Annotated in this window: 20 protein-coding genes and 1 pseudogene; 15 read left to right on the top strand and 6 right to left on the bottom strand. The window is 63.3% G+C overall.

Features of this window, described 5'->3' with window-relative positions; translation table 11 throughout:
* Positions 1-39: 39 nt before the first annotated feature.
* The 5 genes from GGR38_RS02900 to GGR38_RS02880 all read left to right on the top strand — a co-directional run bounded on the left by GGR38_RS02900 (position 40) and on the right by GGR38_RS02880 (position 5,676).
* On the top strand, positions 40-2,157 hold the full coding sequence (locus tag GGR38_RS02900) for an outer membrane protein assembly factor BamB family protein (protein WP_183622483.1): 2,118 nt from the start codon (positions 40-42) through the stop codon (positions 2,155-2,157).
* Between the two features lie 11 nt (positions 2,158-2,168).
* A complete protein-coding gene (locus GGR38_RS02895; protein ID WP_183622481.1) occupies positions 2,169-3,221 on the top strand; it encodes a Gfo/Idh/MocA family protein in 1,053 nt (350 codons plus the stop codon).
* A complete protein-coding gene (locus GGR38_RS02890; RefSeq protein WP_183622479.1) occupies positions 3,218-4,015 on the top strand; it encodes a hypothetical protein in 798 nt (265 codons plus the stop codon). The genes GGR38_RS02895 and GGR38_RS02890 overlap by 4 nt, the downstream gene beginning before the upstream one ends.
* A gap of 57 nt (positions 4,016-4,072) precedes the next feature.
* Positions 4,073-4,645, top strand: coding sequence for a TetR/AcrR family transcriptional regulator (locus GGR38_RS02885; RefSeq protein ID WP_183622477.1), 573 nt, complete (start codon positions 4,073-4,075; stop codon positions 4,643-4,645).
* A gap of 104 nt (positions 4,646-4,749) precedes the next feature.
* Entirely contained in the window at positions 4,750-5,676 is a 927-nt protein-coding gene (locus GGR38_RS02880; protein WP_246404199.1) for a magnesium transporter CorA family protein, read from the top strand.
* A 55-nt stretch (positions 5,677-5,731) separates the two neighbouring features.
* On the opposite strand, the gene GGR38_RS02875 is transcribed toward GGR38_RS02880, so the two are convergent.
* Both GGR38_RS02875 and GGR38_RS02870 read right to left on the bottom strand, forming a co-directional pair.
* Positions 5,732-8,077: a TonB-dependent receptor gene (locus GGR38_RS02875; protein ID WP_183622473.1), complete on the bottom strand. Its 2,346-nt coding sequence runs from the start codon at positions 8,075-8,077 to the stop codon at positions 5,732-5,734.
* Positions 8,078-8,342: 265 nt separating this feature from the next.
* Positions 8,343-8,876, bottom strand: a complete 534-nt coding sequence (locus tag GGR38_RS02870; RefSeq protein ID WP_183622471.1) for a MarR family winged helix-turn-helix transcriptional regulator — start codon at positions 8,874-8,876, stop codon at positions 8,343-8,345.
* 176 nt (positions 8,877-9,052) lie between these two features.
* Between GGR38_RS02870 and GGR38_RS02865 the strand changes: the two genes are divergently transcribed.
* Genes GGR38_RS02865 through dhaL form a run of 3 tightly spaced genes read left to right on the top strand, consistent with a single transcriptional unit; the run spans position 9,053 to position 13,299 of the window.
* Positions 9,053-10,264 (top strand): cytochrome P450, encoded by a 1,212-nt coding sequence (locus tag GGR38_RS02865; protein ID WP_221226979.1) that lies wholly within the window; start codon positions 9,053-9,055, stop codon positions 10,262-10,264.
* The gene (locus tag GGR38_RS02860) at positions 10,264-11,556 is read left to right on the top strand and encodes a spinster family MFS transporter (protein WP_246404216.1); all 1,293 of its coding nucleotides are present in this window, start codon (positions 10,264-10,266) and stop codon (positions 11,554-11,556) included. Before GGR38_RS02865 ends, GGR38_RS02860 begins: the two co-directional genes overlap by 1 nt.
* Before the next feature lie 24 nt (positions 11,557-11,580).
* A complete protein-coding gene (gene dhaL / locus GGR38_RS02855; RefSeq protein WP_183622467.1) occupies positions 11,581-13,299 on the top strand; it encodes a dihydroxyacetone kinase subunit DhaL in 1,719 nt (572 codons plus the stop codon).
* A gap of 2 nt (positions 13,300-13,301) precedes the next feature.
* Here the strand turns inward: dhaL and GGR38_RS02850 are convergent, their stop codons facing one another.
* Entirely contained in the window at positions 13,302-13,823 is a 522-nt protein-coding gene (locus tag GGR38_RS02850) for an SRPBCC family protein (RefSeq protein ID WP_221226978.1), read from the bottom strand.
* 36 nt (positions 13,824-13,859) lie between these two features.
* Positions 13,860-13,994 (bottom strand): annotated as a pseudogene (locus tag GGR38_RS24080) (DUF1348 domain-containing protein); the annotation flags it as partial.
* Positions 13,995-14,095: 101 nt separating this feature from the next.
* Here GGR38_RS24080 and GGR38_RS02845 point away from each other — a divergent pair.
* The 4 genes from GGR38_RS02845 to GGR38_RS02830 all read left to right on the top strand — a co-directional run bounded on the left by GGR38_RS02845 (position 14,096) and on the right by GGR38_RS02830 (position 19,460).
* Positions 14,096-14,665 (top strand): sigma-70 family RNA polymerase sigma factor, encoded by a 570-nt coding sequence (locus tag GGR38_RS02845; protein ID WP_183622463.1) that lies wholly within the window; start codon positions 14,096-14,098, stop codon positions 14,663-14,665.
* Positions 14,666-14,746: 81 nt separating this feature from the next.
* Positions 14,747-15,619: a FecR family protein gene (locus tag GGR38_RS02840; RefSeq protein WP_183622462.1), complete on the top strand. Its 873-nt coding sequence runs from the start codon at positions 14,747-14,749 to the stop codon at positions 15,617-15,619.
* Positions 15,620-15,711: 92 nt separating this feature from the next.
* Positions 15,712-18,351, top strand: coding sequence for a TonB-dependent receptor (locus GGR38_RS02835; protein WP_221226977.1), 2,640 nt, complete (start codon positions 15,712-15,714; stop codon positions 18,349-18,351).
* Positions 18,351-19,460, top strand: a complete 1,110-nt coding sequence (locus GGR38_RS02830; protein WP_183622460.1) for a pyridoxal phosphate-dependent aminotransferase — start codon at positions 18,351-18,353, stop codon at positions 19,458-19,460. Before GGR38_RS02835 ends, GGR38_RS02830 begins: the two co-directional genes overlap by 1 nt.
* On the opposite strand, the gene GGR38_RS02825 is transcribed toward GGR38_RS02830, so the two are convergent.
* The gene (locus GGR38_RS02825; RefSeq protein WP_183622458.1) at positions 19,461-20,501 is read right to left on the bottom strand and encodes an aromatic ring-hydroxylating oxygenase subunit alpha; all 1,041 of its coding nucleotides are present in this window, start codon (positions 20,499-20,501) and stop codon (positions 19,461-19,463) included. It lies immediately after the preceding gene.
* 136 nt (positions 20,502-20,637) lie between these two features.
* Between GGR38_RS02825 and GGR38_RS02820 the strand changes: the two genes are divergently transcribed.
* A complete protein-coding gene (locus tag GGR38_RS02820) occupies positions 20,638-21,297 on the top strand; it encodes a TetR/AcrR family transcriptional regulator (protein WP_183622456.1) in 660 nt (219 codons plus the stop codon).
* 142 nt (positions 21,298-21,439) lie between these two features.
* Positions 21,440-22,567, top strand: coding sequence for a LacI family DNA-binding transcriptional regulator (locus tag GGR38_RS02815; protein ID WP_183622454.1), 1,128 nt, complete (start codon positions 21,440-21,442; stop codon positions 22,565-22,567).
* Here GGR38_RS02815 and GGR38_RS02810 read toward each other — a convergent pair.
* The gene (locus tag GGR38_RS02810) at positions 22,453-23,772 is read right to left on the bottom strand and encodes an MFS transporter (protein ID WP_183622452.1); all 1,320 of its coding nucleotides are present in this window, start codon (positions 23,770-23,772) and stop codon (positions 22,453-22,455) included. The two genes, GGR38_RS02815 and GGR38_RS02810, sit on opposite strands and share 115 nt — an antisense overlap.
* 173 nt (positions 23,773-23,945) lie before the next feature.
* Here GGR38_RS02810 and GGR38_RS02805 point away from each other — a divergent pair, with 173 nt between their 5' ends.
* A complete protein-coding gene (locus GGR38_RS02805) occupies positions 23,946-26,768 on the top strand; it encodes a TonB-dependent receptor (protein WP_183622450.1) in 2,823 nt (940 codons plus the stop codon).
* Positions 26,769-26,821 lie beyond the last annotated feature (53 nt).

Here is a 26,821-nt window from a genome sequence, read left to right as displayed (position 1 = left end):
TTGTTAAAAATAAACAACAACAGCCGAGGGAGGAAGAGGATGAATGAGGGTGCCGGCAAAAAAATCTTGGCCCCGCAATGGAGGCGCAAGCATGTTTGCGGGGCTGCTCTCGCGTTGGCCCTGCTGGCGGGCGGCGCATCGGGGCAGGGGACGGGCGACTGGGCCTTTTATCATGGCAATCCGGCCGGTGATCACTATTCCGACCTGACGCAGATCGCCCCTGAGAACGTGGCCAAGCTGGCCCCGGCATGGCGGATCGACACCGGTGAGGGCGGGCTTCAGACCACGCCTCTGGTGATCGCGGGCGTGCTTTATGCGATGACGCCGAACCAGACGGTTCTGGCGGTCGATGCCGCAACGGGGCGCGAATTGTGGCGGCGGGCCTTGCCCGATGCCAATCTCCAGCCGGTGCGGGGCCTGAGCTATTGGACTCAGGGGCGTGAGAAGCGCCTGCTGGTCGGCGCGGGCAGCTATCTTCATGCGCTTGATCCGGAAACGGGCGCCCCGTTGGACAGCTTTGGCAATCATGGGCGGATCGATCTGCGCGCGGGGCTGGGCCGGGCGGCGGATCAGGTGGCCGTGGCGCTGACCACGCCCGCCACGATCTGGCAGGATCTGGCCATCGTGGGCTTTCGCACCGCTGAAAGCGCGCCCGGCGCGCCCGGCGCAATCCGCGCCTATGATGTGCGCACGGGCCGCCTGCGCTGGACCTTCCACACCATTCCCCGCCCCGGACAGGCAGGCTATGCCACATGGCCCAAGGAGGCTTGGAAGACCGCAGGCGGCGCCAACAACTGGCAAGGCATGGTGGTGGACGAGGCGCGCGGGATCGTCTTTGCCCCCACCGGATCGGCGGTCAGCGATTTTTACGGGGCCGACCGCAAGGGCAACAATCTCTATGCCAATTCGCTGGTGGCGCTCGATGCGCGCACGGGCAAAAGGCTCTGGCATTTCCAACTGGTGCATCACGATATTCTCGACCGCGATCCGCCCAGCCCGCCTGTCCTGCTGACAGTGAAGCGGGACGGGCGCATGGTGGACGCCGTGGCTCAGGCGACCAAGCACGGAGTGCTGTTCCTGTTCGACCGGGTGACAGGCAAGCCCTTGTTCCCCATCGAGGAAAAACCCATCCCGCATAGTCTCGTGCCCGGCGAGGCCAGTTCGCCGACCCAGCCGATGCCGAGCCTGCCCGCGCCCTATTCGCGCCAGCGCCTGAGCGCGGACATGCTGACCAACCGCACGCCCGCCGCCCATGACGAGGCCGCCAAGGCCTTTGCCAGTTTCATCAGCGACGGCCCCTTTGCCCCAATGGCGGTGGACAAGCGAACAGTCGTGTTTCCCGGCTTTGACGGCGGGGCCGAATGGGGCGGACAGGCCATCGCGCGCGGGCGCGGCATCCTTTACATCAACGCCAATGATGTGGCCTGGACGGGTTCGCTGGCGAAAGTCTCGTCCAATCAGGGCGCGGCCACCTATCAGCAGAATTGCGCGGCCTGTCATGGGCTTGACCGCAAGGGATCACCGCCGAATTTCCCCTCGCTCGAAGGCGTGGCAAACCGAATGCTGGAAGGCGAAATCGCGGGCATCATCATGAAGGGCAAGGGGCGGATGCCCGGCTTTGCCCATCTGGCGCCCCAGATGACGGGGCTGATGGATTATCTGCGCCAGGGCGATACCCGCAAAAACGAAATGGCCAGCGTCGGCAAGACCAATCTGGCGCGCTATGTCTTCACCGGCTATCGCAAATTCCTTGATGCCGATGGCTATCCCGCCGTGGCCCCGCCATGGGGAACCTTGAGCGCCATCGACATGAACAGCGGCGAATATCTGTGGCGGGTGCCTTTTGGCGAATATCCGGCGCTGATGCAGGCGGGGCAGGCGCCCACCGGCACCGAAAATTACGGCGGCCCGATCGTCACGGCCAGCGGGCTGCTCTTCATCGGCGCAACGGTCTATGACCGGCAATTGCGCGCGTATGACGCGGCCAAGGGCAAGGTTTTGTGGCAGGCCACCTTGCCGCAGGCCGGGGTGGCCACGCCCATCACCTATATGGTCCATGGCCGCCAGTTCGTGGTGATCGCCACCAGCAACGCGCGCAATCCCAAGGCGCCCGCCGGGTCGGGTTATTCGGCCTTCGCGCTGCCCGAACAGCGTTGAGGATGGATATCATGACACAAGTGTCTGAACCCAATCGCCTGCTGGGCGTGGGAATTGTCGGGTCGGGATTGGTGACTCGCTCGATCCACTTGCCCGCGCTGGCCGCGCTGGCCGATGATTTCGCGGTACGCGCGATCTGGGACCTTCATGCCGATCTGGCCGAGGCCACGGCGCGGACCTGCGGGGCCTGCGCCGCCCCGACCTATGATGCGATGCTGGCTGATCCTGCCGTCGAGGCGGTGGTCATCGGCAGTCCGCCTGCGTTCCACGCCGCCCAGACCATCGCCGCGCTTCATGCGGGAAAAGCGATGGTGCTGGTGGAAAAACCGCTCTGCGCCACCTTGGCAGAGGCCGAGGCGATTGCCCGCGCGGCAAGGGAAACCGGCGGCATGGTGGTGGTGGGCGCGATGCATCTGTTCGATCCGGCGTGGCGCTTTATGGCCCAACAGGTGAAGGCGCAGTACAGCCCGCCCTCGCTGGTGCGTTCCTGCATCATCCTGCCGCCCAATGGCCGCTTTGACGACTGGGCCAGCGAGGTGATCCTGCCGATGCCCGCGCCCGCCCCGGCCCAGCGCACCGAGGCAATGATGATGTATGGCGCGATCATGGGGCTGGCCATTCACGATCTGCCGCTGGTGCGGCGCCTGCTGGTCGATGCTTCCTCGCCGGAGGTGCTGCATGCGGTCCGCCTCGCGCCCTTTGGCTATATGCTCACCCTGCGCGCCGGGGATCAGATGGTGGATATGTTTGCCTTCATGCATGGCCATTGGCGCCCGGAATGGACGCTGAGCGCCACCGCGCCCGATTGGCAGGCGCATGCCGAATTCACGCCTTCCTTCGTCATGGCAGGTTCGGGGCAAGCCAGTTTCGCCACCCCGGCGCAGGTCACGAGTCAGCATCCGCTGGCCGAGAACGGCTATGCCGGGGAATGGCGGGCGATCGCCGCGATGATGCGAGGCGAAGCGCCCCCGCCCTCCCCGGACGAGATTGTGCAGGATTTCGCCTTCGCCTTGGCCATTGCCGAACAGGCATCGGCCATGATCGAGAAGGGAGCGGGGCAATGACATCTGTGAAACTGGAATGCGATGGGTTGGCGGGCGTTTGGTCGCGGGCTTTGGCCGCTTCGCTGCCCGCTTCGGTGCAATGGGCGGAGCGCGGCGGGGATATCGTGCTGATCGGCGGTCAGGATGACTGGGCTGCGCGGTTGCGGGCGCGGATGGAAGCTGGGAAGCAGCGCTTTATCGTGATCGATCCGCAAGTCGGCGCGGCGGGGCGATTGGACGATACTATTGCCATGGCGGACAGGATCGGCGCGCGCATCGCCTTAAGCGAAACCCATGCTGACAATCCCGCCGTGGCGCCTTTTCGCGCCGGGCTGGATGGGGTCTATACGGCCGCGACCATCACGGGCCAAGGCAAGGCGGTGATGGGCGATCTGGTGCTTCAGCAATTGCGATTGGCCCGGGTGGCAGGCTTTGTGCCTGATGCGGTGCAGCACGCCGCCGCCGATACTCAGCGCGCGCTGGCCACGGTGCGGGCGCGTCATGGCGAGGAGAGCGCCTTGCTGCGTCTGACGGCGGTGTATAGCCGGGCGGGCAAGGCCCATCATCGGCTGATGCTGCATGGCCGAACGGAAAGCGCCAGTTTGCACCTGTGGAGCGACCCGGCGGCGCGGCCAGCCAACGGCTTCCACATTTCCGAGGATCGCACCACCGAGCAACCCACGATCTATGAAAGCGCCCACCGCGCCGTGTTTCGCTCTGCCTTGGCCTTATCTGATGAGGCATCGGGCGGCGCGATCCTGCGGCAATGGGATCACGATGCCTGTCTTGCCATGGCCATCGCGGCGGCTGGGTGAGCATGGATCGGGCCGCACAGGAAGATCTGGCCTCACCGCGGCGGGGGAGGTCAAAGCGTGTCGGCCCGGCCCTGGTCGGCGCTTCGCCCAAAGGCGCGGCGGGAGGAAATCCTGAACGGCCTGATGGAGAAGATCGCCCGGCAGGAATTGCGCAATCCCTCGCTGCGCGAGATCGGCCGGGCGCTGAATATCGAGCCTGCGCATATACTCTATTATTTCAACAGCCGCGAGGATCTGCTGCAAAGCGTCATCATGCGCTGGGACGAGGACGCGCGGGCGGCGGTGCATCCCGATATCGCCGCGCTGGATAGGTTTGCCGAACAGTTGCGGCGCAACATCGCCATTCCCGGCGTGGTCCACCTCTATCTCAACTTTGCAGCCGAAGCGGTCGATCCGGCCCATCCGGCTCATGAATTCTTCAGACAGCGTTTCGACAAGGTGGCCGTCAATCTGGCGCAACGCATCCGCGAAGAGCAGGCGGGCGGCACGATAAAGGCAAGCGTCAGCCCGGAATCCAGCGCCCGGCAATTGATTGCCATCGCCGACGGACTGCAATTACAATCGCTTGTCAACGCCAACAGCAATTCGGTGAAGGATATGTTCGACGCCATTGCCTCCTTGCGGGTCTAGCTCGGGCTGCGTCGACACGGTTGCGATGCGTGGAGCCTTGGGGCACTTGAAGCATTGTTTTGCCAAAGCAATGTCAGGATGAAAGCGCCCCGATGAAGACTATCATGAGCGAAGCGGTTGAAGGCATTGGCGGCGTATGGATCGACCTTTGCGAGCCCGACGAGGGCGAATGCCGCGAGATCCATGACCGCTATGGCATCCGCGTGCCGACGCTGGAAGCCTTGCAGGAGATCGAGAGTTCGAGCCGGTTGCGCCTTCATGATGATATGCTGAATATGAGCGCCCCTTTGATGGCGCCTTCGGATGGCGAGCGATGGGTGATGGCGCCCGCCGGTTTTGTCCTGACACGCGATGTGCTGGTGACCACCCATTTTGCCCATATCAAGGCCTTTGACACCGTAGCCGAAGCGTTGAAATCGCATCCTGAGCCGACCCCGGCGGGCGTTCTGGTCCGGCTGCTGGAGGAACTGGTCGATCGCGCGGCCGATCAGCTTGAACATGTCTCGGAAATGATCGCCTCGGTCTCGCGCACGATCTTCTATACCGACCTTGATGCGCGGGGCCTAAGCCGGGAAACCGCGATCCTGCGCCATTCGATCATCAAGCTGGGCCGGGCCTATGATCGGGCCTCGCGCGTGCGCTATATGTTTCTCAGCATCGGCCGCATGGCCTCCTTCATGGCGGACCGCTACAAGGATCATCTCGATGACGGCCTTGTTGTCCGGCTTCAGGCCGCAATCCATGACATCGCCTCGCTTGATGAATTCGAGGCCAGCCTGTCGGCCCGGACACAGTTCCTTCAGGACGCGGCCAACAGCCTGATCAGCATCGAGCAGAATGATGTGGTCAAGGTGTTGACCGTGGCCTCGGTGGCGGGGATTCCGCCCGTGCTGGTTGTCGGGATCTATGGCATGAATTTTCATAACATGCCCGAATTGTCCTGGCCCTGGGGCTATCCCATGGCTCTTGCCCTGTGTCTGGTGACGACGCTGATCCCCTATCTGTGGTTCAAATGGCGCAAATGGCTCTAACGGGTGGCTCCGGGCAGGCAGAGAATGTTTCCCTGCCTGCCCGGCCTTGTCCGGATCAGAAGCTGCGGCGCAGGCTGATCTTCCATTCGCGCGGCATGGCGGGCTGGCCCACCACGATGCCGATCGGATAGCGGATCTTGTTCAGATAATAGAACTTGTCGAACATGTTGGTCATCGAGAAGGAGAGCTGCCAGTCGCGACTGGCGTCCTCAAAGGCGATGCGGGCATTGGCCAGCACATAGCCATCGACCTTGGCCAGCGGATTGTTGTCGATGTTCGAGAAGAACGAGGACTGATAATTCACGTCGAAGCGCGGCGTGACGGTTCCCGCCTTGCCCAGCGCAAAGGCATATTGAATGCCGCCCCCAAGTTTCCATTCCGGCGCATAGGGCGCGCGATTGTTGGTCGTGATGCCAACGATGGTGGCCCCGGCGGCGCCGATCCGGGTCAGCTTGAAATCAAGCCAACTGGCCGAAGCGTCGATGGTCAGGCCCGCGACAGGCCGCGCCGTCACTTCCACTTCTAAGCCCTTCATATCGGCATTGCCCGCATTGACCGGCGTGGCATTGGTCACGCTGTTGGCCGTGGGCGAAACATTGGTAAAGACGATGTCGTGATATTTGTTGAAGAAGGCCGAAAGGTTGATCCGCAGCGCGCGGTCAAACAGGTCGGTCTTGGCGCCGATTTCCCATGCATCAAGCGTTTCGGGCTTGAAGGAAACCGCCTGTTCGGGGGCAAAGGGGCGCGGATTGACGCCGCCGCCCTTATAGCCGGTCGAGAACTGGGCATAGGTCATCACGGCCTTGGACCAGCGATATTCGGCATTGGCGCGATAATCCCAGCGGGTCGCGGCAAACTGGCCGGTCACGCCGTTGATCGCGCCCGCCACCGTATAGGCCGGTTGCGACACGTCATAGGGATTGAGGCGGCCATAGGTATAGGTCTTGCGATCATCGGTATAGCGGATGCCGCCGGTCAGGGTCAGCGCATCGGTCAGCTTATACGATGCATGGGCAAAGCCGGAAATGCTGCGCGCCGGGATGCGGTCCTGTGTGACATAGAAGTTCTGCGCCACCGTGCCCGGCGCGATGAAGGTGACGCCGCCAAACCGGCTGGTGGCCTTGTAATAGAAGCCGCCCACGGTCCAATCGAGGCGATTGTCCAGCGAGGAGCCGTTGAGGCGGATTTCCTGCGTGAACTGTTCGTGATTATAGATGTAATTGGCCGAATTGGTCGAATAGGGGGTCAGATCAAGGTCGGAACCATAGCTGCCCTTATAGCGCTGATAGGCCGAGATCAGTTTGAGCGAGAGCCCATCGCCCAGCTTATAGTCGATCGTGCCGTAGATCTCGCGCCCGCTCACCTTGCTGACCGGATCGATATAAGATGCGCCATGGCTGCCCTTGGCATCGGTGAAGGGCAGGTTCAGATAGGTGGCGTAATTGGTATAGGAATTGGGCGCAGTGATGAACTGGGCCGGATTGGTGCCGGTCGGCATCGAGAGCGAGGTGGTCAGCGAGAGCAGCTTGCTCGCGCCGATCTCGGAATGGTCCTCGGTCGCCATGGCTACCAGATTGGCCTCCAGCCGGTCCGAGGCCACCCAGCGCAGCGCCACGCGGCCCGCCTGCATATTCTTGCCGCCCTCTGTGCCCAGTTTGCAGCCTGCATTCGTCGTGGCCGCAGGCACGCCGCTCGTCGGGTTGAGACAGCCATAGTCAAGCCGCGTCAGATAGCCGTCGTTCATCTTGGACACGCCTGAAACGCGCAGGAACAGTTGATCGGGCACCAGCGCGAAATCGGCGCTGCCCTTCAATTCGATGCGGTTGAAAGCACCATAACCGGCCTCGATATAGCCATGCCCGCTGCCCGTGGGCTTGGCCGAGTAGAGCTTGACCGCGCCGCCGATGGAATTCTTGCCCGCCAGCGTGCCCTGCGGCCCGCGCAGGATTTCCACCCGGTCGAGGTCGAGCAGGTCGAATATCGAGCCCAGCATCGTGCCGTGGAACACATCGTCAACATACATGCCAACGCCCGGTTCAAAGGCAAAGCTGCTGTCATATTGCCCGATGCCGCGGATATAGACCTGCGCCGCCGGGCCAAAGGCCGAGCCGCCGGGGCGGATATTCACATTGGGCGCAAAACCCGCAACATCAAGCACGCTGCCCAGATTGCGCTGCTGGATCGCGCTGGAATCCATGGCGGTGATGGCCAGCGGCGTGTCCTGCAGGCGTTGCGAACGGAATTGCGCGGTCACGACGATTTCGCCGGGCGAGGCCGGAGCGGCGGACGCATCCTGCTCGGCCAGAGCGGGCGCGCTCCATCCGGCAGCGGCCAGCATGGCAAGGCTGCTGCACGCCAGAATGCGGGCGCGTGGCGAAGGGAAATGGCGGTTGCCAGGCATCTGAATTCTCCCATGTATTTGTGTTGTTTGGCCCCTGCGCGCTGAATTTTGCGGGCGCAGAGAGGCCGTGCCGGTCGCCCGTCCGGGCCGCCGGTCATTAGATGTGTCGTGGGTGAGGAGCGCAGGGCCGATGCGGGCGCGCGCCTGCATCGCCGGTCCCGTCTCGGTCGCTCAGGTCTGGTCTTCGGTCATATCCGGACATCCCCTTTGGCGTCGCTCTGTTGGCGATCTGATGGATGCTTTGTGGTTTATTTAGCAACCAATGTCAACGCGCTCGATCAAGCGGATCAATCAGGCCGCGCTCGGCCTCCAGCGGGTCGATGCCATTGGCCAGCTCCAGATTGCTGAACATCCGGGCCAGATAGCCCAGCACAATGGTCTTTTCATTGGGCGAAAAACCGTCGAGCAACATAGCCTCACGCGCCAGCGCGACCGAGACGATACGGTCGTGCAAGGCATAGCCTTCCTCGGTCAGGGCAATCGGGCGCGACCTTTTGGCCTCACCGATGCTGACCAACCCGCGCCCTTCGAGAATTTGCATGGAACGGCTCGTAATAGACTTGTTCATAACGAGAATTTCGGAAATCTCGGCCGCCGTCAGCGAGCCCGAATGGGCCACTACGGTGATGATTCGCGCCTCGTTGATGCCGATGCCGAAATGTTTGAGATAGATGCGCGATTGCCAGCGCTCCATGCCATTGGCCAGAACGACGAGATAATGCGGGACATAGAGATGGCGGTCGATCACCTTGCGCGCAGAAGAGGCGGCGCGCGGAGCGGATTGGGCTTGGTCGGTCATGCCCCTTTTTGCGCGTTTCCGGCGCAGAGTACAAGCGGGACCAGAGCCTGCCGATTGACACGACTTGGTTGCCATGTAAACTAATGGACGAGAGGAATGCCAAAGCGCGGCAAAAATCGCGCACCGTGTTCTGCCCGATCCGCACGGCCATATCACCCATCTGAATCAGGACCGCCATGACAGACGCTCCCACCACCGGCGCCCTTTGCGCGCCCACGCTCGATTTCGACCTTTTTTCGCCCGAAGTAATGGCCCACCCCGACCATTACGACACGCTGATTCGCGAGACCGCTCCTGCGGTTTATCTCACGCGCCATAATGTCTGGGCGGTGGGGCGCCATGCCGATGTCCATGCCGTGTTTTCCGACTGGCAGACCTTTTCCTCGGCCTCGGGCACGGGGTTCACCAATATCAAGCGGCAGGAAAACTGGCGCCAGCCCAGCCTGATCCTGGAAAACGACCCGCCCCAGCATGGCAAATATCGCCGGATCATGAACCGCATCCTCTCGCCTGCGGTGCTGCGCCGCCTGCGCGAAGATTTCGCCGACACCGCCGAGCGGATCGTTGATGCCGCTCTGGCAAAGGGCGAAGTCGATCTGGCCGTCGATCTGGCCGAGGCTTTTCCCTTTGCCGCCCTGCCCGATGCGGTTGGGTTTCGCAAAGAGGACCGGCGCAACCTGCTCATCTATTCCGAACTGAATTTCAACGCGATGGGTGAAAAGAACGAGCTGTACCGCGCCGCGCTGGCCCGCGCCGAACCGATCATGAATTGGGTGGTCGAAAATTGCCGCCGCGAGGCTGTGGCGCCCGATACGCTGGGCGCAGCCATCTTTGTTGCCGCCGACGATAGCGAGATCACCGAGGAGGAAGCGGGCCTGCTGGTGCGCATCTTCATTTCGGCGGGCATGGACACAACCATCAACGGCATAGGGCTGACCTTGCAGGCTTTGGCTCAATCCTCCGATGCATGGGCGCGGTTGCGCGCCGATCCCTCGCTGGCGCGCGCCGCATTTGACGAAGGGCTGCGCTATCAGGCGCCAAGCCCCTATATCGGGCGCACCACCACGCGGGAGACGGAGATTGGCGGCGTGAACATCGGGGCCGAGCAAAAAGTCATCCTGTTCATCGCGGCCGCGAACCGCGACCCGCGCCAGTGGGAACAGCCCGACATATTCCAGATCGACCGCAAGACCTCCGGCCATCTGGCCTTCGGCTTTGGCATCCATGCCTGTGTGGGCCAGATGATGGCGCGCCTTGAGGCCGATGTGCTGATCCAGACCATCGCGCGCAAGGTGGCCCGCATCGAGATCACCGGCGAGGCCAAATGGCAGCGCATCAACTGGCTGCGCGGTCTTGCCAGCCTGCCCGTCCGGCTGGAGCGCGCGTGATGCAGGAAGCCGCCTATCCGCCCCCATTGCGGGCATGGCTGGTGATCGCCTTGCTGCTGCTCGCCTATACCGTGGCCTTTGTCGATCGTCAGATCCTGAGCCTGATGGTTCAGCCGATCCGGGCCGATCTGGGGCTGGACGATACCGCGATCAGCCTGCTGCACGGCTTCGCCTTTGCCATTTTCTACACGTTTCTGGGCCTGTTTCTGGGCCGCCGCGCCGATCAGGGCAGCCGCAAGGCGCTGATGGTGGGGGGCATGGTGCTGTGGTGCCTGGCCACGGTCGCCTGCGGTTTCGCGCAGAATTTCACCCAGCTTTTCGTCGCCCGCATCTTCGTCGGTGTGGGCGAGGCCACGCTCTCGCCCGCTGCCTATTCGCTGATTTCGGACAGTTTCGCCCCCGCCAAACGCGGGCGGGCGATGAGTGTCTATACAATGGGCGTCTTTGTCGGGTCCGGCCTGGCGCTGGTGCTGGGCGGCATGGCGGTGACGGCCACATCGGGCCATACGATGATCGATATGCCGCTGGCCGGGCCAGTGCGGCCATGGCAGGCGGCCTTTATGGTTGTGGGCCTGCCCGGCCTGCTGGTGGCCGCGCTTATGCTGCTGCTGCGCGAACCGCCGCGCAGGGAGCGCGCAGGGCAGACCATGCCCGGCCTTGCGCAGACCTTCGCCTTTTTCCGTGCGCGGGCCGCCACCATCGGCTGCATCGTGGTGGGTTTCGGCGTCAATTCGATCATCAGCTATGGCCTGTCGGCATGGGTGCCCTCGCTGTTTATCCGGGTGCATCACTGGGCGGCGGCCGAAATTGCGCTGGCCTACGGGCTGGTGCTGCTGACGGCGGGCTGCGGCGGTATCTTGACTGGCGGCTGGCTGGCCGACCGGATGACGGCGGCGGGCCTCGCCGATGGACCATTGCGCGCCTCGCTGCTGGGCATGTTGGCGGTTATTCCGGTCGTGCCCTTTGTCGGGCTGGGGGCCACGCCTGCGGTGTCTCTGGCGGCGCTGGCGTGGACCAGCTTCTTTCTGGGCGTGCCCACCGGCATCGCGCCCGCCGCGCTGCATGCCATCACCCCCAATGAATACCGGGGGCAGGTGACGGCGCTGTACCTGTTTGCCATCAACCTGATCGGGCTGGGCTTTGGCCCCACGCTAGTGGCGCTGGCCACCGATCATCTGTTTGCCGCCGATCTGGCCGTGGGGCGCTCGCTGGCGCTGGTGACGGGCATTGCCTCGGTGCTGGCCTTTGCGCTGATCGCGTCGGCCCGGCGCGGATATGGCAAGGCTGTTTAAAACTGTTCCGTGAGAGGAAATGCCATGAAAAAACTGATCAATGATCCGGCCCATGTTGTCGACGAGATGATCGAGGGACTGGTTCTGGCCGATGCTCGGCTGCTGCGTCTGGCGGGCGAGACGGTGGTGATCCGGGCCGATTATGCGGCGCTGCGCGATGCGGGCCGGGTGACTATCGTGTCGGGCGGCGGATCGGGGCACGAACCCGCCCATGCCGGTTATGTGGGCGAGGGTATGCTGACCGCCGCCGTCGCCGGGCCGGTGTTCACCTCGCCCAGCGTCGATGCGGTGCTGGAGACAATCCTGACGGTCGGCGGGCCTGCGGGCGTATTGCTGATCGTCAAGAATTACACCGGCGACCGGCTGAATTTCGGCCTTGCCGCAGAGATCGCCCGCACGCGCGGCGTACCGGTGGAGATGGTCGTGGTGGGCGATGATGTGGCCCTTGGCGATGGCAATGCGGCGGTGGGGCGCCGGGGCATCGCTGGCACAATCTTTGTCCACAAGATCGCGGGCGCGGCGGCGCAGGCGGGGCTCCCGCTGGCGCGGGTGCTGGCCGAGGCGCAGGCGGCGGCGGTCAATGTCTTTTCGATGGGGCTGGCGCTGAGCCCCTGCGTGATGCCTGCCGCCGGACGCGCGGGTTTCGAACTGGGCGAGGATGAGGTGGAATTCGGCCTTGGCATCCATGGCGAGAGCGGCGTGCGGCGCGCGACCATCGGTCCGGTCGATGCCATGCTGGAGCCCGCGCTGGAGGCGATCCTGCGCCATGGCAAGCTGTTGCCGGGCGAGGAGGTGGCGCTGATGGTTAACGGGCTGGGCGGCACGCCTGCGCTCGAACTGGCCATCGCCGCGCGCTTTGCCCTGCGCAATCTGGCGCGGCAGGGAATTGGCGTGCGCAGCGTCCATTGCGGAACCTTCCTGAGCGCGCTGGAAATGGCGGGTTGTTCGCTCTCGCTGATGCGGCTCGATGCCACGCGGTTGCGGCGCCTGCTGGCCCCTAGCGCGGCTTCGGCATGGAGCGCGCCGACCATTCCGGGCGCGATGGCCGAGGTGGCCGCGCCCGATTATGGGGCGGAGGAAGCGGTGAGCGGCCCGGCATGGGCCAATGCAGCGCAGCAGGCCGGTTTCGGCGGGGCCATTCGCGCTGTGATCGCTGCTCTGCGCCATGCCGAGCCGGAATTGACGCAATTGGACAGCGCAGTGGGCGATGGCGATCTGGGCATCAGTCTGGCACGCGGCGCGGACAGTGTGGAGCGCGCTTTCGATACGCTCGATCTGACGCGGCCCGCCCGCGCGCTGGCGCAGGTTTCCGCGCTTTTGCGCCGCTCGGTGGGGGGCACTTCGGGGCCGCTCTACGCAATGTTCGTGCTGCGCGCGGCGCTGGCCATGGCACAGGAACAGGAAGCAGGCGATGTCAGCGCATGGGCACGGGCTGTGCAGGCGGGCTGCAATGGGATGATGGAGTTGGGCGGGGCGGCGCCGGGGGATCGCACGATGCTCGACGCGCTGGTGCCCGCCGCGCAGGCCCTTGCGCAGGGCGCGGGCGATGCGCGCGCGCGGTTGGATGCGGCCCATGGCGCGGCGCTGGCCGGGGCCGAGGCAACGCGCGCCATGGCCCCGCGCCGCGGCCGATCCAGCTATCTGGGGGATCGCACGCTGGGCCATCCCGATCCGGGGGCGGTTGGGGTGGCGGTCTGGCTGGGCGCGCTGGCGGCAGCTTTGAAGGAAGGCGGGGCTGGTTGAGTTCAGCCCTGCGCCGTCCCTGCCGAACCGTCGGCATCCGGGTAGAGGTCGAGATAGCGGCTGATCAGTTTGGTCTGATGCTCCCAGCCGCCATCATTGGCCTTGCGAGCGGCGTCGCGCCGCTCCGCCGGAAGCCGGTCAAAACCGGTTTCCGTGATCCGCAGGAGTACGCCTTCTTCCGCTTCGCAGAGTTCGAAGCGGACGAGCGTGGCAGGTTCTGCCGTATAATCACGTGCCTTATCAATGGCGAAAGGGTGCCAGCGGAAGGAGAAAAGGCGCATCGGTTCGACCGCTTCGATATGGATGCGGAAGGCGGCCCCGCGATGGGGCTCCTGCATGCGGGCGACATCGGGATCCACCTTGGTCGGTACAATCGCGCCAATCGCATCCTGTCCGGCGATGAAGGCTCCCTCGATCTCCACCCCAAACCATGTTCCGAACCGGGCGGGATCGCTGATCGCGCTCCACACCCTTTCGCGCGAGGCATAAAGGACGATTTCTTTTTCGATCCGGTCGGTGTTCATGGGCAACCTCCTGATGCAATATTCGCATGGATTGCCTTATAATCCCAGTTCTGACAGCCCCGGATGATCGTCCGGTCGTCGCCCTTGGGGCCGATGAAACAGGCGATCCGCCTCCGCGATGGCAAGGTCGTTGATGTCGGCGATGCGGCGCTCCATCCGCCCGCCTGGATCGCGCAGGCGCTTTGAGGCGGGCAGTTCTGATCGCATTGTCGCGGAAATGACATGACCGGCTCTTATCGGAGCGGCGTGTTTCGTTCCTGACAAGAGTGATCGTGTCCGCCGTTCGCCCCATAGACCGCTGGTTCATCGACGAGGTGCTGCCGCATGAACGCGCGCTGCTGGCCATGGCCATGCGGCTGTGCGGCAATGGGGAGGATGCGCGCGATCTGGTGCAGGATGTGTTTGCCCGGATGCTGACCACCGAGGGGTGGGCGGCGATCACCAACACGCGGGCCTTTATGTTGCGGACGGCGCGCAATCTGGCCATCGAGCGGATGCGCCGGTCCAAGATCATTGATTTTCGCCAGATTGTCGATGCCGAACATATGGAACTGGCCGAGGATGCGCCCGATCCGCATCAGATAGCCGAAGGGCGCGAAGCGATGAGCGATTTCCAGCAGGCGCTGGGCCAGTTGCCCGAGCGGTGCCGAACGGTCTTCGTCCGCCGACGGATCGAGGAGCAATCGCCGCGCCAGATTGCCGCCGATCTGAACCTGAGCCTGTCCACGCTGGAAAAGCGGCTTGCGCGGGCCATCGAACTGATCACCCGCGCGCTGGAGCCAAGGCGGCGAACCGATTATGACCAGCCCGAAGAGGCGGGCGAAAGTGCGATGGTCGAATAAAGTTCGCCCATCCTTTGCAAACTTGGCGGTTTTCCCTCGCCCGCTCGTCTAACGACCATGACCCCGATCGAAAGAACTCCGATGGCCCCGGAAGCCGCTGCCGCGCAATGGGTCGCCCGGTTCGCTCTCGGCGCGTTGGATGAAGCGGAATTCGAGGCGTGGCGCAGCGCCGATCCGGCCCATGCTATTGCCTTCAACCGGGCGCTGGCCGCCTATGAGGCGTTTGAAGGGCAGGGCGATCTTGCATCTGTCCCTTCGTCGCGCCGTGGTTTCATGCGCGCGGCAGGCGGCGGTGCTTTGGCCATGGCGCTGGGCGTGGGTGGGCTGGCCACGCGCGCCTATGCATGGAGCAGCGCCTCGGCCCCCATTGGCGGGCATTGCAAATTGCGCCTGCCCGATGGCAGCATCGCCGCGCTCAACACCGATTCCTGCTTCGCATGGCGGTTTTCCGGGGATGAACGCACGCTTTGGGTGGAGCGGGGCGAGGTCGCCATCGACCTGTGCCCCGGCGCGCGGGCCATCCTGCATGGCCGTGATCAACAGGTGTCGCTGTCGCCGGGCCGCTTTGACGCGCGGCTGCGCGGCGATACGCTCGATCTGCTGGTGCTGCGCGGACAGGCGCAGGCGGGCAGGCAGGCCATCGGCGCCTTTCAAAGCCTGCTCCTCTCGCCCGAACAGCCGCCCCTGCGCCATCTCTCCGCCGCACAGGTTGAGGCTGTCATCGCCTGGCAACAGGGCGAAATCCTGTTTGATGAGGCGACGCTGGGCCTTGCGGTCGAGGAATATAACCGCTTCCTGACGCGCAAGATCATCATCGTCGATCCCGAATTGGCCACCATTCCGGTGGGCGGGCGTTTCACCTCCAACGATCCGGCGGCCTTTCTCGATGCGGTGTCTGTGGGGCTGGGCGTCCATGTCTCGGTCTCGGAAAAGGCCTATCTGCTGACGCGATAATTTTTTTGCTGTGACTTGGCGGTGGGCGCGCGCTCAATCGTCTTGAAGATCGAGAACGCAATACACCGTTCCTTCCCCAAGAGGTTCCATTCATGTCCCGTGATTTCCGCAAGCCGCTTTTCGCGGCCCTTCTTGCTGCGCCCGCGATCTATGCCGCCCCGGCCTATGCCGCCGGAGAACAGAATTTCGACATTCCGGCCCAGCCTCTGGCCAAGGCGCTCAATGAATTCGGGCGTCAGGCCGGGGTGCAGATTTTCTTTCCGCGCGGCGCCATCGCCACCATGCGGTCAGAGCCGATCAAGGGCCATATGTCGCGTCAGGCCGCGCTGGCCCGCTTGCTCGCGGGCAGCGCGCTGACGGTCAGGAATGATGATGGCAAAACGGTCGTTCTGGGCATGCAGGAGGCCCGCCACGATGCGGTGGCCCAGTCGGTTCCCGCCGAAGACATCATCGTGACCGGCACGCGCGAAAGTGGCCAGACCCGCTTTACCGCGCTGGCCCCGATTGACACATTCAACGGCAAGACGGTCAATTCCACCGTCAGCAGCACGCTGCATGAAAAGCTGGCGCAATTGGTGCCCGCCTTTACGGTCAAGCGCCTGCCCGCATCGGACGGGCCGCAATTCGTGCGCCCTGCCTCGCTTGATGGCCTCTCGCCCGACATGACGCTGGTGATGATCAACGGCAAGCGTTTCCACCGCTCATCCTTTATCAACAGCGGGTCGCAAGCCCCTGATCTTGCCCAGATCCCAACCTTTGGCATCGGGCGGCTTGAGGTGTTGCGCGATGGCGCATCGGCGCAATATGGGTCGGATGCGATTGCGGGCGTCATCAACATCATTTTGGACACCAAGCCCGGTTTCTCGGCCTTTGTTCAAGGCTCGCAATATTACATGGGCGATGGCGCCTCGGTGCAGGCGGGCGGACGCGCCGGTTTTGCCCTGCCCAATGGCGGCCATTTTGTGGTGACGGGCGAATATGCCCGCAACGAGGCTACCTCGCGCTCGCATCAGCGCGACGATGCCATCGCCTTTGCCGCCGCCAATCCCAGCATCGCGGTGCCCTCGCTGGTTCAGCGCTGGGGCAATCCGGAAGGGCGCTCGTTCCGGATGGCGGTGGATGCGGCGGAAAACATCGGCGCCAATGTCGAAGCCTATGCCTTTGGCACATTCAGCACCGGCAAGAGCTGGTCCGACATCAACTGGCGTAATCCTTCGACCAACAGCAACCTGTACAAAACCACCACGGTCTATCCCGGCTTCAACCTCAACACGATCTATCCCGCCGGGTTCACCCCCAGCGAGCGGGTGCGTTATGACGATATCCAGATGGTGGGCGGCCTGCGCGGCGGCAAGGGCAGCGATCTGAGCTGGGACATCAGCGGTTCCTATGGCTCGAACGCGACGAATTTCTATCTCGACAATTCGATCAACGCTTCGCTTGGCCCCAACAGCCCGCTCAATTTCTATCTGGGGCGCAATGTCCAGCAGGAATTCAACCTGAATGCCGACGGCGTCTATCGTCTGGCGCTGCCCTTCCTCGACCGCCCGCTCAACATCGCCTTTGGCGCGGAACGGCGGGTGGAAAGCTACAAAATCCGGCCCGGCGAATATGCCTCCTATGCGGTCGGGCCGGGGGCGGCGGTGGGCCTTGCCGCCGGGGCGAGCGGCTTTCCCGGTTTCACCCCGCAACAGGCGGGCGCGTGGAGCCAGACCAGCTATGCCGGGTATCTGGACGTGACTGCGCCGATTACGGAAAAATGGAGCGCGACCGCCGCCATTCGGGATGAGCATTTCTCCAGCTTTGGCAACACGTTCAATTACAAATTTGCCACGCGTTATGAGATCACCCCGATGCTGGCGGTGCGCGGCTCTTATTCCACCGGTTTTAAGGCGCCGACGCCCGCCCAGCTCAATTCGACCAGCACCAGTCAGGGCCTCGATACCAACACCTTGCTGGTTTACACCACGGGCCGCCTCTCGCCCACCAATCCCATCGCCCAGTTCTTTGGCGGCAAGGCGCTGCAACCGGCGACCTCGCGCACGATCACGGCGGGCGGCGTGTGGAAGACATCGTGGGGCCTGTCCGGCTCGGTCGATCTTTATCAGATCCAGGTCGACAAGCGCTTCAGCACCTCGCCCACCTATACGCTGATCCCCGCGCTCAAGGCCCAGCTTCTGGCGCTCGGCCTGTCGCAGGCGACCGATTACAGCACGATTTCCTTCTACACCAATGACTATAACACCCGCACGCGTGGCATCGACATCGTGGTGTCCTATAACCATCAGGTCGGCCCCGGCCGCCTTGATGCCACCGTCGCCTACAGCTATACCCAGACCAAGGTGACATCGGGCGTTCTGGCGGGCAACACCACGCAAAAGACGCTGTTCGAACAGGGCCTGCCCCAGCATAATGCCACGGGCAGCATCACCTATACGCTCGGCAAAATCTCGGTGCTGGGGCGCGGGCGCTATTACGGGGCCTATACCGACTCCAGCGGCAATTCGACCGGCGACATCTTCCAGCGCTTTGGCGGAATTGCCTTTTTCGATGCCTCGGTTTCCTATGCGATGAACCGCAATGTCACCTTGCGGGTCGGGGCCGAGAACATCTTCGACACCTATCCGCAAAAGGCCTTATTCCAATATAGCCGGGGCCTGAACTATTCGCGCAACACGCCCTATGATACCAATGGCGGCAATTATTACGCCCGTGTGGATGTGAAATTCTGATGCGTATTACTCGCCGTTCCGTTCTGCCGGTTGCTGCCGGGGGCCTGCTGGCTCCCGGTCTGCTGGCCGCTGCCCCCTCATCCATGCCGCCGCCCCAGCCCGAGCATAGCGGCGATGTGAAAGCCCGCCTTGGCGTGACCGAAAATCCTTTCGGCCCCAGCCCGGCGGCGCGGCGGGCGATCATCGCCTCGGTGGCAGAGGCGCCCTATTATCCGCATAGCGAGGCGGCCTTGCGGCAAAAGATCGCCGCGCAGGAAAGTCTGCCCCCGGACCGGATCGCGCTGTCGAGCGGGTCGCTCGATGCGCTGACGCTGCTGACAGTGGCGATTGCGGCGGGCGGACGCGTGCTGGCGCCGCGGCCCACTTACAGCACCCATCTGGCCTATGCCGCGCGGCAGGGGATCGAGACCGACTGGGTGAACCTGCGCGCCGATCATCATATCGACCTTGATGCGATGCTGGGTGCGATCAAACCAGAAACCCGGCTGGTATATCTGTGCAATCCGAACAATCCGACCGGCCTGCGCCCCGATCCCGAGCAATTGCGCGCCTTTTGCGTCGCTGCCTCGCGCAAGGCGCCGGTGTTGGTGGATGAGGCCTATTTCGAACTGGCGCCCGATCCGCATCGGCAATCCATGGGGTCTTTGGTGGGGCAGGGGCATGATGTCATCGTCACGCGCACCTTCTCCAAGGTCTATGGCCTTGCGGGCCTGCGCATCGCCTATACGCTGGCCCAGCCCCAGCGCATCCGCCAGCTCAACGCTCGCATCACCACCTCGCGCAATCAGGCGGGGCTGGCCGCCGCGCAAGCCTGCCTTGGCGATGCGGCCTATCTGGCGGGCGCGATTGCCTATCTGAAGCAATGTCGCGAAATGATCTATCGGATCTGCGAGGCCAACAGGCTACGCTATCTGAAATCGGATGGCACCTTTGTCTATATCGACTGCAGCATGCCCGCCGCCGATCTTCAGGCTCGTCTGGCCACGCGCAGCGTAGAGGTGCGCCTGTTCGAGGGCGATGCCTATCGCAACTGGATGCGCGTGGGCACGGCAACGCCGGACGAACTGGCCTATTTCGGCCAAGTTCTGCCCGGCGCGCTGGCGGGGTGATCAGGAAGAGGGGGCCGTTGCGGCTTCGGCGTCGATCCGCGCATAGAGTATGTTGCGCGCCCGCGCCCCGGCGGCATCCCCCGGCAGCCAGCCCAGCTTGACATCGCGCAGAGACCGACCCGCCAGATTGCGCTGCTGCTCCTCCAGCATGGGCAGGTCCTCGGTCTCGAAAGGCATTTTGAGGAAGTCGACTTGCGTCCGCGCCAGTATTTCGGCCTGCGGCCCCATGGAGCGGGGAAAGGCGATGGAATAGAAATAATGGGTGCTGCCCTGGGTGGCCGGGGTGAAGAGATGGCCGGTCGGCGTGCCGGGCGCGCCGCCGCGATCCTGGCCTGCCGGAACCGCGCCGGCAAAGATGGCCAGATTGGCCGGTGCATCCCAGCGCGTATGGATCCAGCGATCAACCGGTCGGTCCGAAGGCACGCCCATCGGCCCCGCCAGTTCGGGCCGCATCATCTCGCCATAGACATCACGGTTCGACCAGATCTGTTCGCCATCCTGATGCCATTCATAGGCGCCATTGGCCACCTCGCTGCTGCCCAAAGTGGTGGGGTGCAGGAACTGGATATGGCTGAGATCAAGGATATTTTCGACCTCCAGTTCCCAGTTGGCCTGAACCAGCAGATAGCCTTGCCCAACGCAATAATCGGCGGGATCGTTGAAGGAGAAATCAGGCAGCAGCGCGGGGTCGGCGGCATCAGGCTCACCCATCCAGATCCAGATCGCGCTGAAACGCTCGACCACCGGATAGGAACGCAGCCGCATCCCCTTGGGCGGGGCGCCGAAGGGATTGTGCACGCAGGCCCCCGTGCGGTCAAAGCCAAGGCCATGATAGCCGCAATGCACAGCGCCATCCTCCAGCCGCCCCATCGACAGCGAGGCATAGCGATGGGGGCAAACGCCGCTCAGCGCCGTGACCGTGCCGTCGGGCTGGCGAAAGAAGATCAGCTTTTCGTCCAGAATGTGGCGCGACAATATGGCCTCGGCCGTGACTTCGCTGTCCCATGCGGCGACATACCATGCGTTGCGGATGAATGGCATTATGACCTCTCCCTTGCTTATGTGTACCGATGGTACACTTGTGCGGAGCCAAGTCAACCGCGATATCGTGACCCCACGCGCGGATCGCGCTACAGGCAGAACGGAAACCCGCCGACGCCCTTTACGGAGCCTGTATTTGTCACGATCCCCGGAACCCAAAACTAGCGCCGAAACCCGCGTCAGCAAGGCCGATGCGGCGCAAACAAGACGCGCCGCGCTGATCGCGCATACGCGGCAACAGATGCTGTTGCATGGGCCTCATAATGTCAGCCTTGCCGAAGTTCTTCGCCTTGCGGGCGGGTCAAAGGCCACGGTGGCCAAATATTTCGGCGGGCGTGACGGGCTGATCGCGGCAACCATGCTCGACACCGCGCAGACCGCGATGCAGGAGCTGGCGCTGGCCGAACAGGGCACGTCGGTGGAAGAAGCGTTGGAAAACCTGCTGACCGGGATTCTGAGCTTTTATCTTCAGCCCGAATCCATCGCCGTCTATCGCGGCGTCATCGCCTGCGGCGGAACAGATGCATCCGCCGGGCAGATCTTTTACCAATCGGGCCACAAGAAAATTGTCGAGGAATGTGCGGATTTTCTTGACCGCTGGAAGGGGCGGGGCCTGCGCGATGACCTTTCCTCGCTCGATGCCGCAGGCCAGTTGGTCCATGCCATCAGATCCGGCCTTTATGAGGAAACCCTGCTGGGTCTGCGCGCCGTTCCGGTGGATGGGGCATCGATCCGGGAGAGGGCGAGGGCGGTGACGCTGCTGTTTCTGGCGGGGGCCGCGCCGCGTTTAGCCTAGGGCATGGTTTCTCCCGCGGCTCGCCATTTGAACCGGGGCGGGCCAGGTGCTAAAGAATGCATCAAAACAGGGGGGGATGCCATGAAGTGCCTTTGGGCTGATTCCGCGATTCGTCGTGCCTTTTTTATGTCGCTGCGTTTCCATGGCGAATGATCGGGTGCAATCCGGGCGGCGACCAAGGCTGATCGACGTTGCACAGGCGGCGGGCGTGTCTGTCGCCACGGTTTCGCGTGTGCTGGACGATCATCCCGCCATCACGCCCGACACCAAGGCCCGCGTTATCGCGATAGCGCAGGAGATGGGCTATCCTCTGCGCGAGGGAGCGCAGGACAAAGCGAAAACCCGCGCCCGAAAACCCAAACGCAGCGGTTCTATCTGCACGGTCATGCCGGTCGCGCTGCCCAGCGGCAGCCGCCTTGCCAATTCCTTTGAACTCAACCTGCTGGGCGGGATCGGGGCGGCCATGCGCGACCATGGGCTGGATTTCTCGATCTCGTCTCAGGCCCCCTATGATGACGCCTCGCTGGCCCGTTTTATGGCAACCCATCCCTATGACGGCATCATCTTTCTGGGCCAGTCGCAGTTTCACTCCGGGCTGAACCAGATGGCGCAGGGGGAGCGGCCCTTTGTCGTCTGGGGCGTGGAAACGCCCGACCAGCTTTATTGCTCGGTGGGCAGCAACAATACCGAAGGGGGATGGCAGGCGACCAGCCATCTGGTGAAACTGGGGCGGCAAAGGATCGCCTTTATCGGACAGGCAGCACCGATCACCACGGCCCAGACCCGGCAGGCGCAATTGTCCGAAAGGCTTTCCGGTTTTCGCCATGCGCTGGCGGGCGCGGGCCTGCCCTCCGACCTCACCTTTCTGCGCCCCGCGCCATCGGGGATGCAGGCGGGGACCGAGGCGGTGCAAGCGCTGCTCGACCAAAAGGTGCCGTTCGACGCGATCGTCGCCTCGTCGGATCTGGTGGCGGTGGGGGCCATGCGCGCGCTGCATGAACGCGGATTGCGTGTACCCGATGATGTGGCCATCGTCGGCTATGATGACAGCGAGGCCGCCCGCCTTGCGCACCCCCAGTTGACCACCATCCGGCAGGACACGATCCTTGCCGGCAACCTTCTGGTTTCAAAACTGCTGCGCATGATGGAAGGCTATCAGGTGCGCTCCGAAAGGTTGCCCACCGAACTGGTCATTCGCGAATCCTGCGGCGCTTTATCCGCCGAGGGGAGGATGGAGCCGCAGGCCGCGAACAAGGCGATCAGCCCATAGGCCAACATGGGGATCACAAAGCAAAGGGCAAAACCGAAATGCTCTCCGGTCCACCCCACCAGCACCGAAAGGATCGCGCCTCCGGCAATCGCGGTGCTGAGCAGGCCCGAAACGGCCGCAGAAGGAGCCGCCGAGCGTTCGACCGTGATCGAAAAGATGACCGGAAACATGATGGCATTGAACAGGCCGATGGACAGCGCGGCATAGCCCGCCACCGACCCCGAACCCATCGCGGCAAGGGCGCTTGCGATTACCGCGCCGCCCGCCGCGATGCCCAGCATGCGCGCCGGGGGCCAGCGATGGAGCAGCCATGTGCCCCCAAGACGCCCCGCCAGCGCGCCGCCCCAATAAAACCAGCCCAGATAATGCCCGGCCTGTTCAAGCGTCAGATTAAGCACCGATTTCTGGTGAAGATAGGAGATCAGGATGCTGCCGATGGAACCTTCGGCGCCGACATAAAGGGCAATGCCTGCGGCCCCCGCCAAGGCCCAGCCGGACCCAAGCGCCGCGCGGATCGGCGCGTTGCCGGATTGAACAGTATCGGATTTCACAGAAGGCCGCGACCAGGACCACGCGGTTGCTCCGACCATCAGTGCCGCGACCAGCGCAACCCCGTTGATCGCCGCCGACCAGCCATAGGCCTGACCAATGCCCGAGGTCATGGCCGGGGCCGTCGTGACCTTGGCGTTAAGCGCGAGGTTTGTGCCCAGCGACACACCCACCAGCACGCCCAGCGAATTGAAACTCTGCGCCAACGTCAGGCGCGAGGAGGCGGTGCGCGCAGGGCCAAGCTGGACCACCAGCAGGTTGGCGGCCACCTGAAGCACCGATGTGCCCAGTGCAATCACGGCCAGCGAGGCCAGCATCAGCCCATAGCGCGCATCAACGCCAAAGGGGGAAACGATGAACAGCCGCACCTGCAAACAGCCCAGCGCCATCAGCCCCAGCCCCGCCAGCACCATCGCCTTTGCCCCAAATCGGTGCAGCAACTGCGCCAGTATCAGCGAGGAAAGCCCGCTGACCACCAGCGCGATCCATTGCACCGTCATCGCCGAGGAAAGGCCCAGACCAAAGACGATGCGAATCGCCGGAATCAGCGTTGGCCCCATCGCGCCCGACAGACCCATGACCAGAAACACCAACAGAGCAACCGCTTGAAGCGATTTTTGCCGATCGGTGGCGGACAGGACGGAAACTGTGTTCATCGCGCGCTTATGCCTCGATCTTGCCGGGGCGGACAGGGTGCCCGAAATTTGCATATGCAAACGGAACGCCTACCCATTGCAACCGATTGCGTAAAGACTCAATATTGTGGGCGAACGAAGGCTGGCGGCCAATTTGCGATCTGCCAGCCATGCACAGGGAGGGAACCAATCTCATGAAGCTACAGAAGAGTCTTGCCTGCTCCACGGCGATCATCGCCCTGATGAGCCATGGCGCCGCATTCGCGCAAGTCGCGCCCCAGCCGACCGCCGCCCCGGCCGATATCGTCGTCACCGGCATGCGCGCCAGCCTTGAGCGCGCCCAGGCCGTCAAGCAGAAGAGCGCGGGCGTGGTCGAAGCGCTTTCGTCCGAAGACATCGGCAAATTGCCGCAATCGAGCGTGGCGGATTCGCTCGGTCGTCTGGCGGGTCTGGCCGGTGAACGCCGCGCCGGTCGCGTCAGCGGCATTTCGGTGCGCGGCTTCCGCGAGGATTTCGTCGGCACCACGATGAATGGCCGCGAACTGATCGGCATCGGCGACAATCGCGGCGTGGAATATGACCTCTATCCGTCCGAAATCATCGACACGGCCGTGGTTTACAAGACCCCCAATGCCGATCTTTCCGCGATGGGCGTGGGCGGCACGGTGGACATGCGCACGATCCATCCGTTGGAGCATAAGCGCACGCTGGTGGTGAACGGCACGTTCGAACAGAACGGTCAGAAGTCGAAGAACCCCGATTTCAAGGACAATGGCTATCGCGTCGCCCTGTCCTTCAGCGACAAATTCGCCAATGACACGATCGGCGTCGCCCTGACGGCGGCCACCACTTCATCGCCCACGCAGGATCAGTATTTCAGCGTGTGGGGCTATGACAAAGGCGCGATTTCCTCGGGCGCCAATGCGGGCAAATATGCGCCCGCCGGGATCGACATCTCCTCGCGCTCGCGCCTGCTCAAGCGCGACACGCTGGCCGGCGTGCTGGAATTCAAGCCTGCCGAGAATTTCACCGCGATGGTGGACGCGCTCTACATCAATTTTGCCGATCAGGGCATTTCGCGCGGCTTTGTTGAAGCCCTGCCCATCGCCTCGGATGGCAGCACGGTGATTTCCTCGAACGCCACGGCCATCACCTCCGCTCGCACCACCGGCTTCAACTCGGTCCTGCGCACCGATCCGCTGGACAAGAAGGGCAAGCTGACCAGCTTTGGCGGGAATCTGAAATATGATCCGGCGCCCGATCTGCATCTGTCGCTCGATGTCGCCCATTCCGAAAGCACCAAGCGCGACACGCGGGCCGAAAGCTATGCGGGCCTTGGCCGCGCGGGCCTGACCACGCAGGGGCCGAACAATATCCGCACCTACAATTATGGTGACAATGGCCTGACCTTCTCGAACAGTTCGCAGAGCTTTGACAATTACAACACCGTGCGCCTTGCCGGGCCCCAGTCATGGGGCGGCAGCCTGTCGCCCATCGCGGCGCTGAACCAGACCGCGGTGATCGGCGCGGGCGGGCAGCCGATCGGCTTTGCTCAGGCGCAGGATGGCTTCCTCAACACCGCGATCTTTGATGAAAACCTCGATTCCCTGCGCTTTGCGGTTCAGAAGGATTATGAGGATTCCTTCATCAAGCATGTCAATCTGGGGGTCCGCTATTCCGACCACAAGAAGTCGAAGGCCAATCAAGGCTACTTCCTGACCGCCAGCACCTATCCGCTGGACGGCGCTATTCCGACTTCGGCGCGGCGCGGCGTGGCGGACGTGAACTGGGCGGGTCTGGGCAATGTGGTGGCCTATGATGCGCTGGGGCTGATCAACAGCAATTTCTACACCCGCTATGACGCCGCCAGCCTTGAACCCGACCGCATGGGCGACACCTATTCGATCCGCGAAAAGGTGTGGCAGCCCTTCATCAAAGCCGATTTCGAGAAGGAGTTCGGCGGCGTCCGCATGTTCGGCAATGTCGGCCTGCAAGGGGTGATCACCAGCCAGCGCGCCTCGGGCTTCAACTCGGTGATCGGCTCGAACCAGCTCGATATTGCCACGCCGATCAACGATGGGGCCAATTACGCCCGCGTCCTGCCCAGCCTGAACCTGAACTTTGATCTGGGCAGCGGCCACACCGTCCGCTTTGCCGCGTCAAAGGTCAACAGCCGCCCGCGCATCGACTATCTGAACCCCGGTTCCTCGGTCAAATTCCGCAACAATGTGGCCAATGTGACCAACACCGATCCGGGCCTTGGCCCATGGGTGTCCACATCGGGCAATGCGCAACTGCGCCCCTATGAGGCCAACCAGTTCGACGCCTCTTACGAATATTACTTCGCGCGCGACGGGTTCATCTCGATCTCGGCCTTCTACAAGGATCTGGTCAACTGGAACGTGGCCACCACCACTGTGCGCGATTTCACCCAGTTCTATATCCCCGGCTATCATCAGGCGGTCAGCAGCGACGGTTCGACCATCTATACGCCCGCCACGTTCAAGGGGCTCAACACCACCTATACCGGCGGGTTGAAGGGGCAGGTCAAGGGCATCGAAATTCAGGCGAGCCTGCCCTTCGGCCGCTTTGTCCATGCGCTTGACGGCTTTGGCATCGTGGGCGGGGCCGCCTTCACCGATGGCGGGCTGAAGGACGGCACCGATGTGCCGGGCCTGTCCAAGCGGGTGTTCCAGTTGACCGGTTTCTTTGAAAAGGGCGGCTTTTCGGCCCGCGCTTCGATCAACAACCGTTCCAAGTGGCTGTCGGAGGATCGGGGCGGATCGAATACGATCTCGCCGGTCAACCGGGCCGGACAAACGCTGGTTGATGCTCAGATCGGCTTTGATTTCAAAAAGACCGATATTGCCTATCTCAAGGGCCTGAGGATCTCGGTTCAGGCGCAGAATCTGACCGACCAGAAGGACACCTATACCGATACGGCCAGTGGGCTGGTCACGCGGGTGGAAACCTTCGGGCGCAACTTCCTGCTCAACCTGACCTACTCGTTCTTCTGAGCAGAGCCGTTCTGACGGGGCCTTGTTCGTGCCGGGCCTTGTTCATGATAGTT

It is taken from the genome of Novosphingobium sediminicola (assembly GCF_014196525.1).
GTDB lineage: Bacteria > Pseudomonadota > Alphaproteobacteria > Sphingomonadales > Sphingomonadaceae > Novosphingobium > Novosphingobium sediminicola.
The sequence above is the reverse complement of the archived record's forward strand: the minus strand, read 5'-3'. Positions and strand labels throughout refer to the sequence as shown.

Coding starts and splice junctions, on each gene's coding strand:
- GGR38_RS02865 (WP_221226979.1), top strand. CDS start 9,053: ATGACAGACGCTCCCACCACCGGCGCCCTTTGCGCGCCCACGCTCGAT.
- dhaL (WP_183622467.1), top strand. CDS start 11,581: ATGAAAAAACTGATCAATGATCCGGCCCATGTTGTCGACGAGATGATC.
- GGR38_RS02895 (WP_183622481.1), top strand. CDS start 2,169: ATGACACAAGTGTCTGAACCCAATCGCCTGCTGGGCGTGGGAATTGTC.
- GGR38_RS02860 (WP_246404216.1), top strand. CDS start 10,264: ATGCAGGAAGCCGCCTATCCGCCCCCATTGCGGGCATGGCTGGTGATC.
- GGR38_RS02805 (WP_183622450.1), top strand. CDS start 23,946: ATGAAGCTACAGAAGAGTCTTGCCTGCTCCACGGCGATCATCGCCCTG.
- GGR38_RS02850 (WP_221226978.1), bottom strand. CDS start 13,823: ATGAACACCGACCGGATCGAAAAAGAAATCGTCCTTTATGCCTCGCGC.
- GGR38_RS02810 (WP_183622452.1), bottom strand. CDS start 23,772: ATGAACACAGTTTCCGTCCTGTCCGCCACCGATCGGCAAAAATCGCTT.
- GGR38_RS02825 (WP_183622458.1), bottom strand. CDS start 20,501: ATGCCATTCATCCGCAACGCATGGTATGTCGCCGCATGGGACAGCGAA.
- GGR38_RS02815 (WP_183622454.1), top strand. CDS start 21,440: ATGGCGAATGATCGGGTGCAATCCGGGCGGCGACCAAGGCTGATCGAC.
- GGR38_RS02875 (WP_183622473.1), bottom strand. CDS start 8,077: ATGCCTGGCAACCGCCATTTCCCTTCGCCACGCGCCCGCATTCTGGCG.
- GGR38_RS02900 (WP_183622483.1), top strand. CDS start 40: ATGAATGAGGGTGCCGGCAAAAAAATCTTGGCCCCGCAATGGAGGCGC.
- GGR38_RS02890 (WP_183622479.1), top strand. CDS start 3,218: ATGACATCTGTGAAACTGGAATGCGATGGGTTGGCGGGCGTTTGGTCG.
- GGR38_RS02870 (WP_183622471.1), bottom strand. CDS start 8,876: ATGACCGACCAAGCCCAATCCGCTCCGCGCGCCGCCTCTTCTGCGCGC.
- GGR38_RS02880 (WP_246404199.1), top strand. CDS start 4,750: ATGAGCGAAGCGGTTGAAGGCATTGGCGGCGTATGGATCGACCTTTGC.
- GGR38_RS02840 (WP_183622462.1), top strand. CDS start 14,747: ATGGCCCCGGAAGCCGCTGCCGCGCAATGGGTCGCCCGGTTCGCTCTC.
- GGR38_RS02835 (WP_221226977.1), top strand. CDS start 15,712: ATGTCCCGTGATTTCCGCAAGCCGCTTTTCGCGGCCCTTCTTGCTGCG.
- GGR38_RS02830 (WP_183622460.1), top strand. CDS start 18,351: ATGCGTATTACTCGCCGTTCCGTTCTGCCGGTTGCTGCCGGGGGCCTG.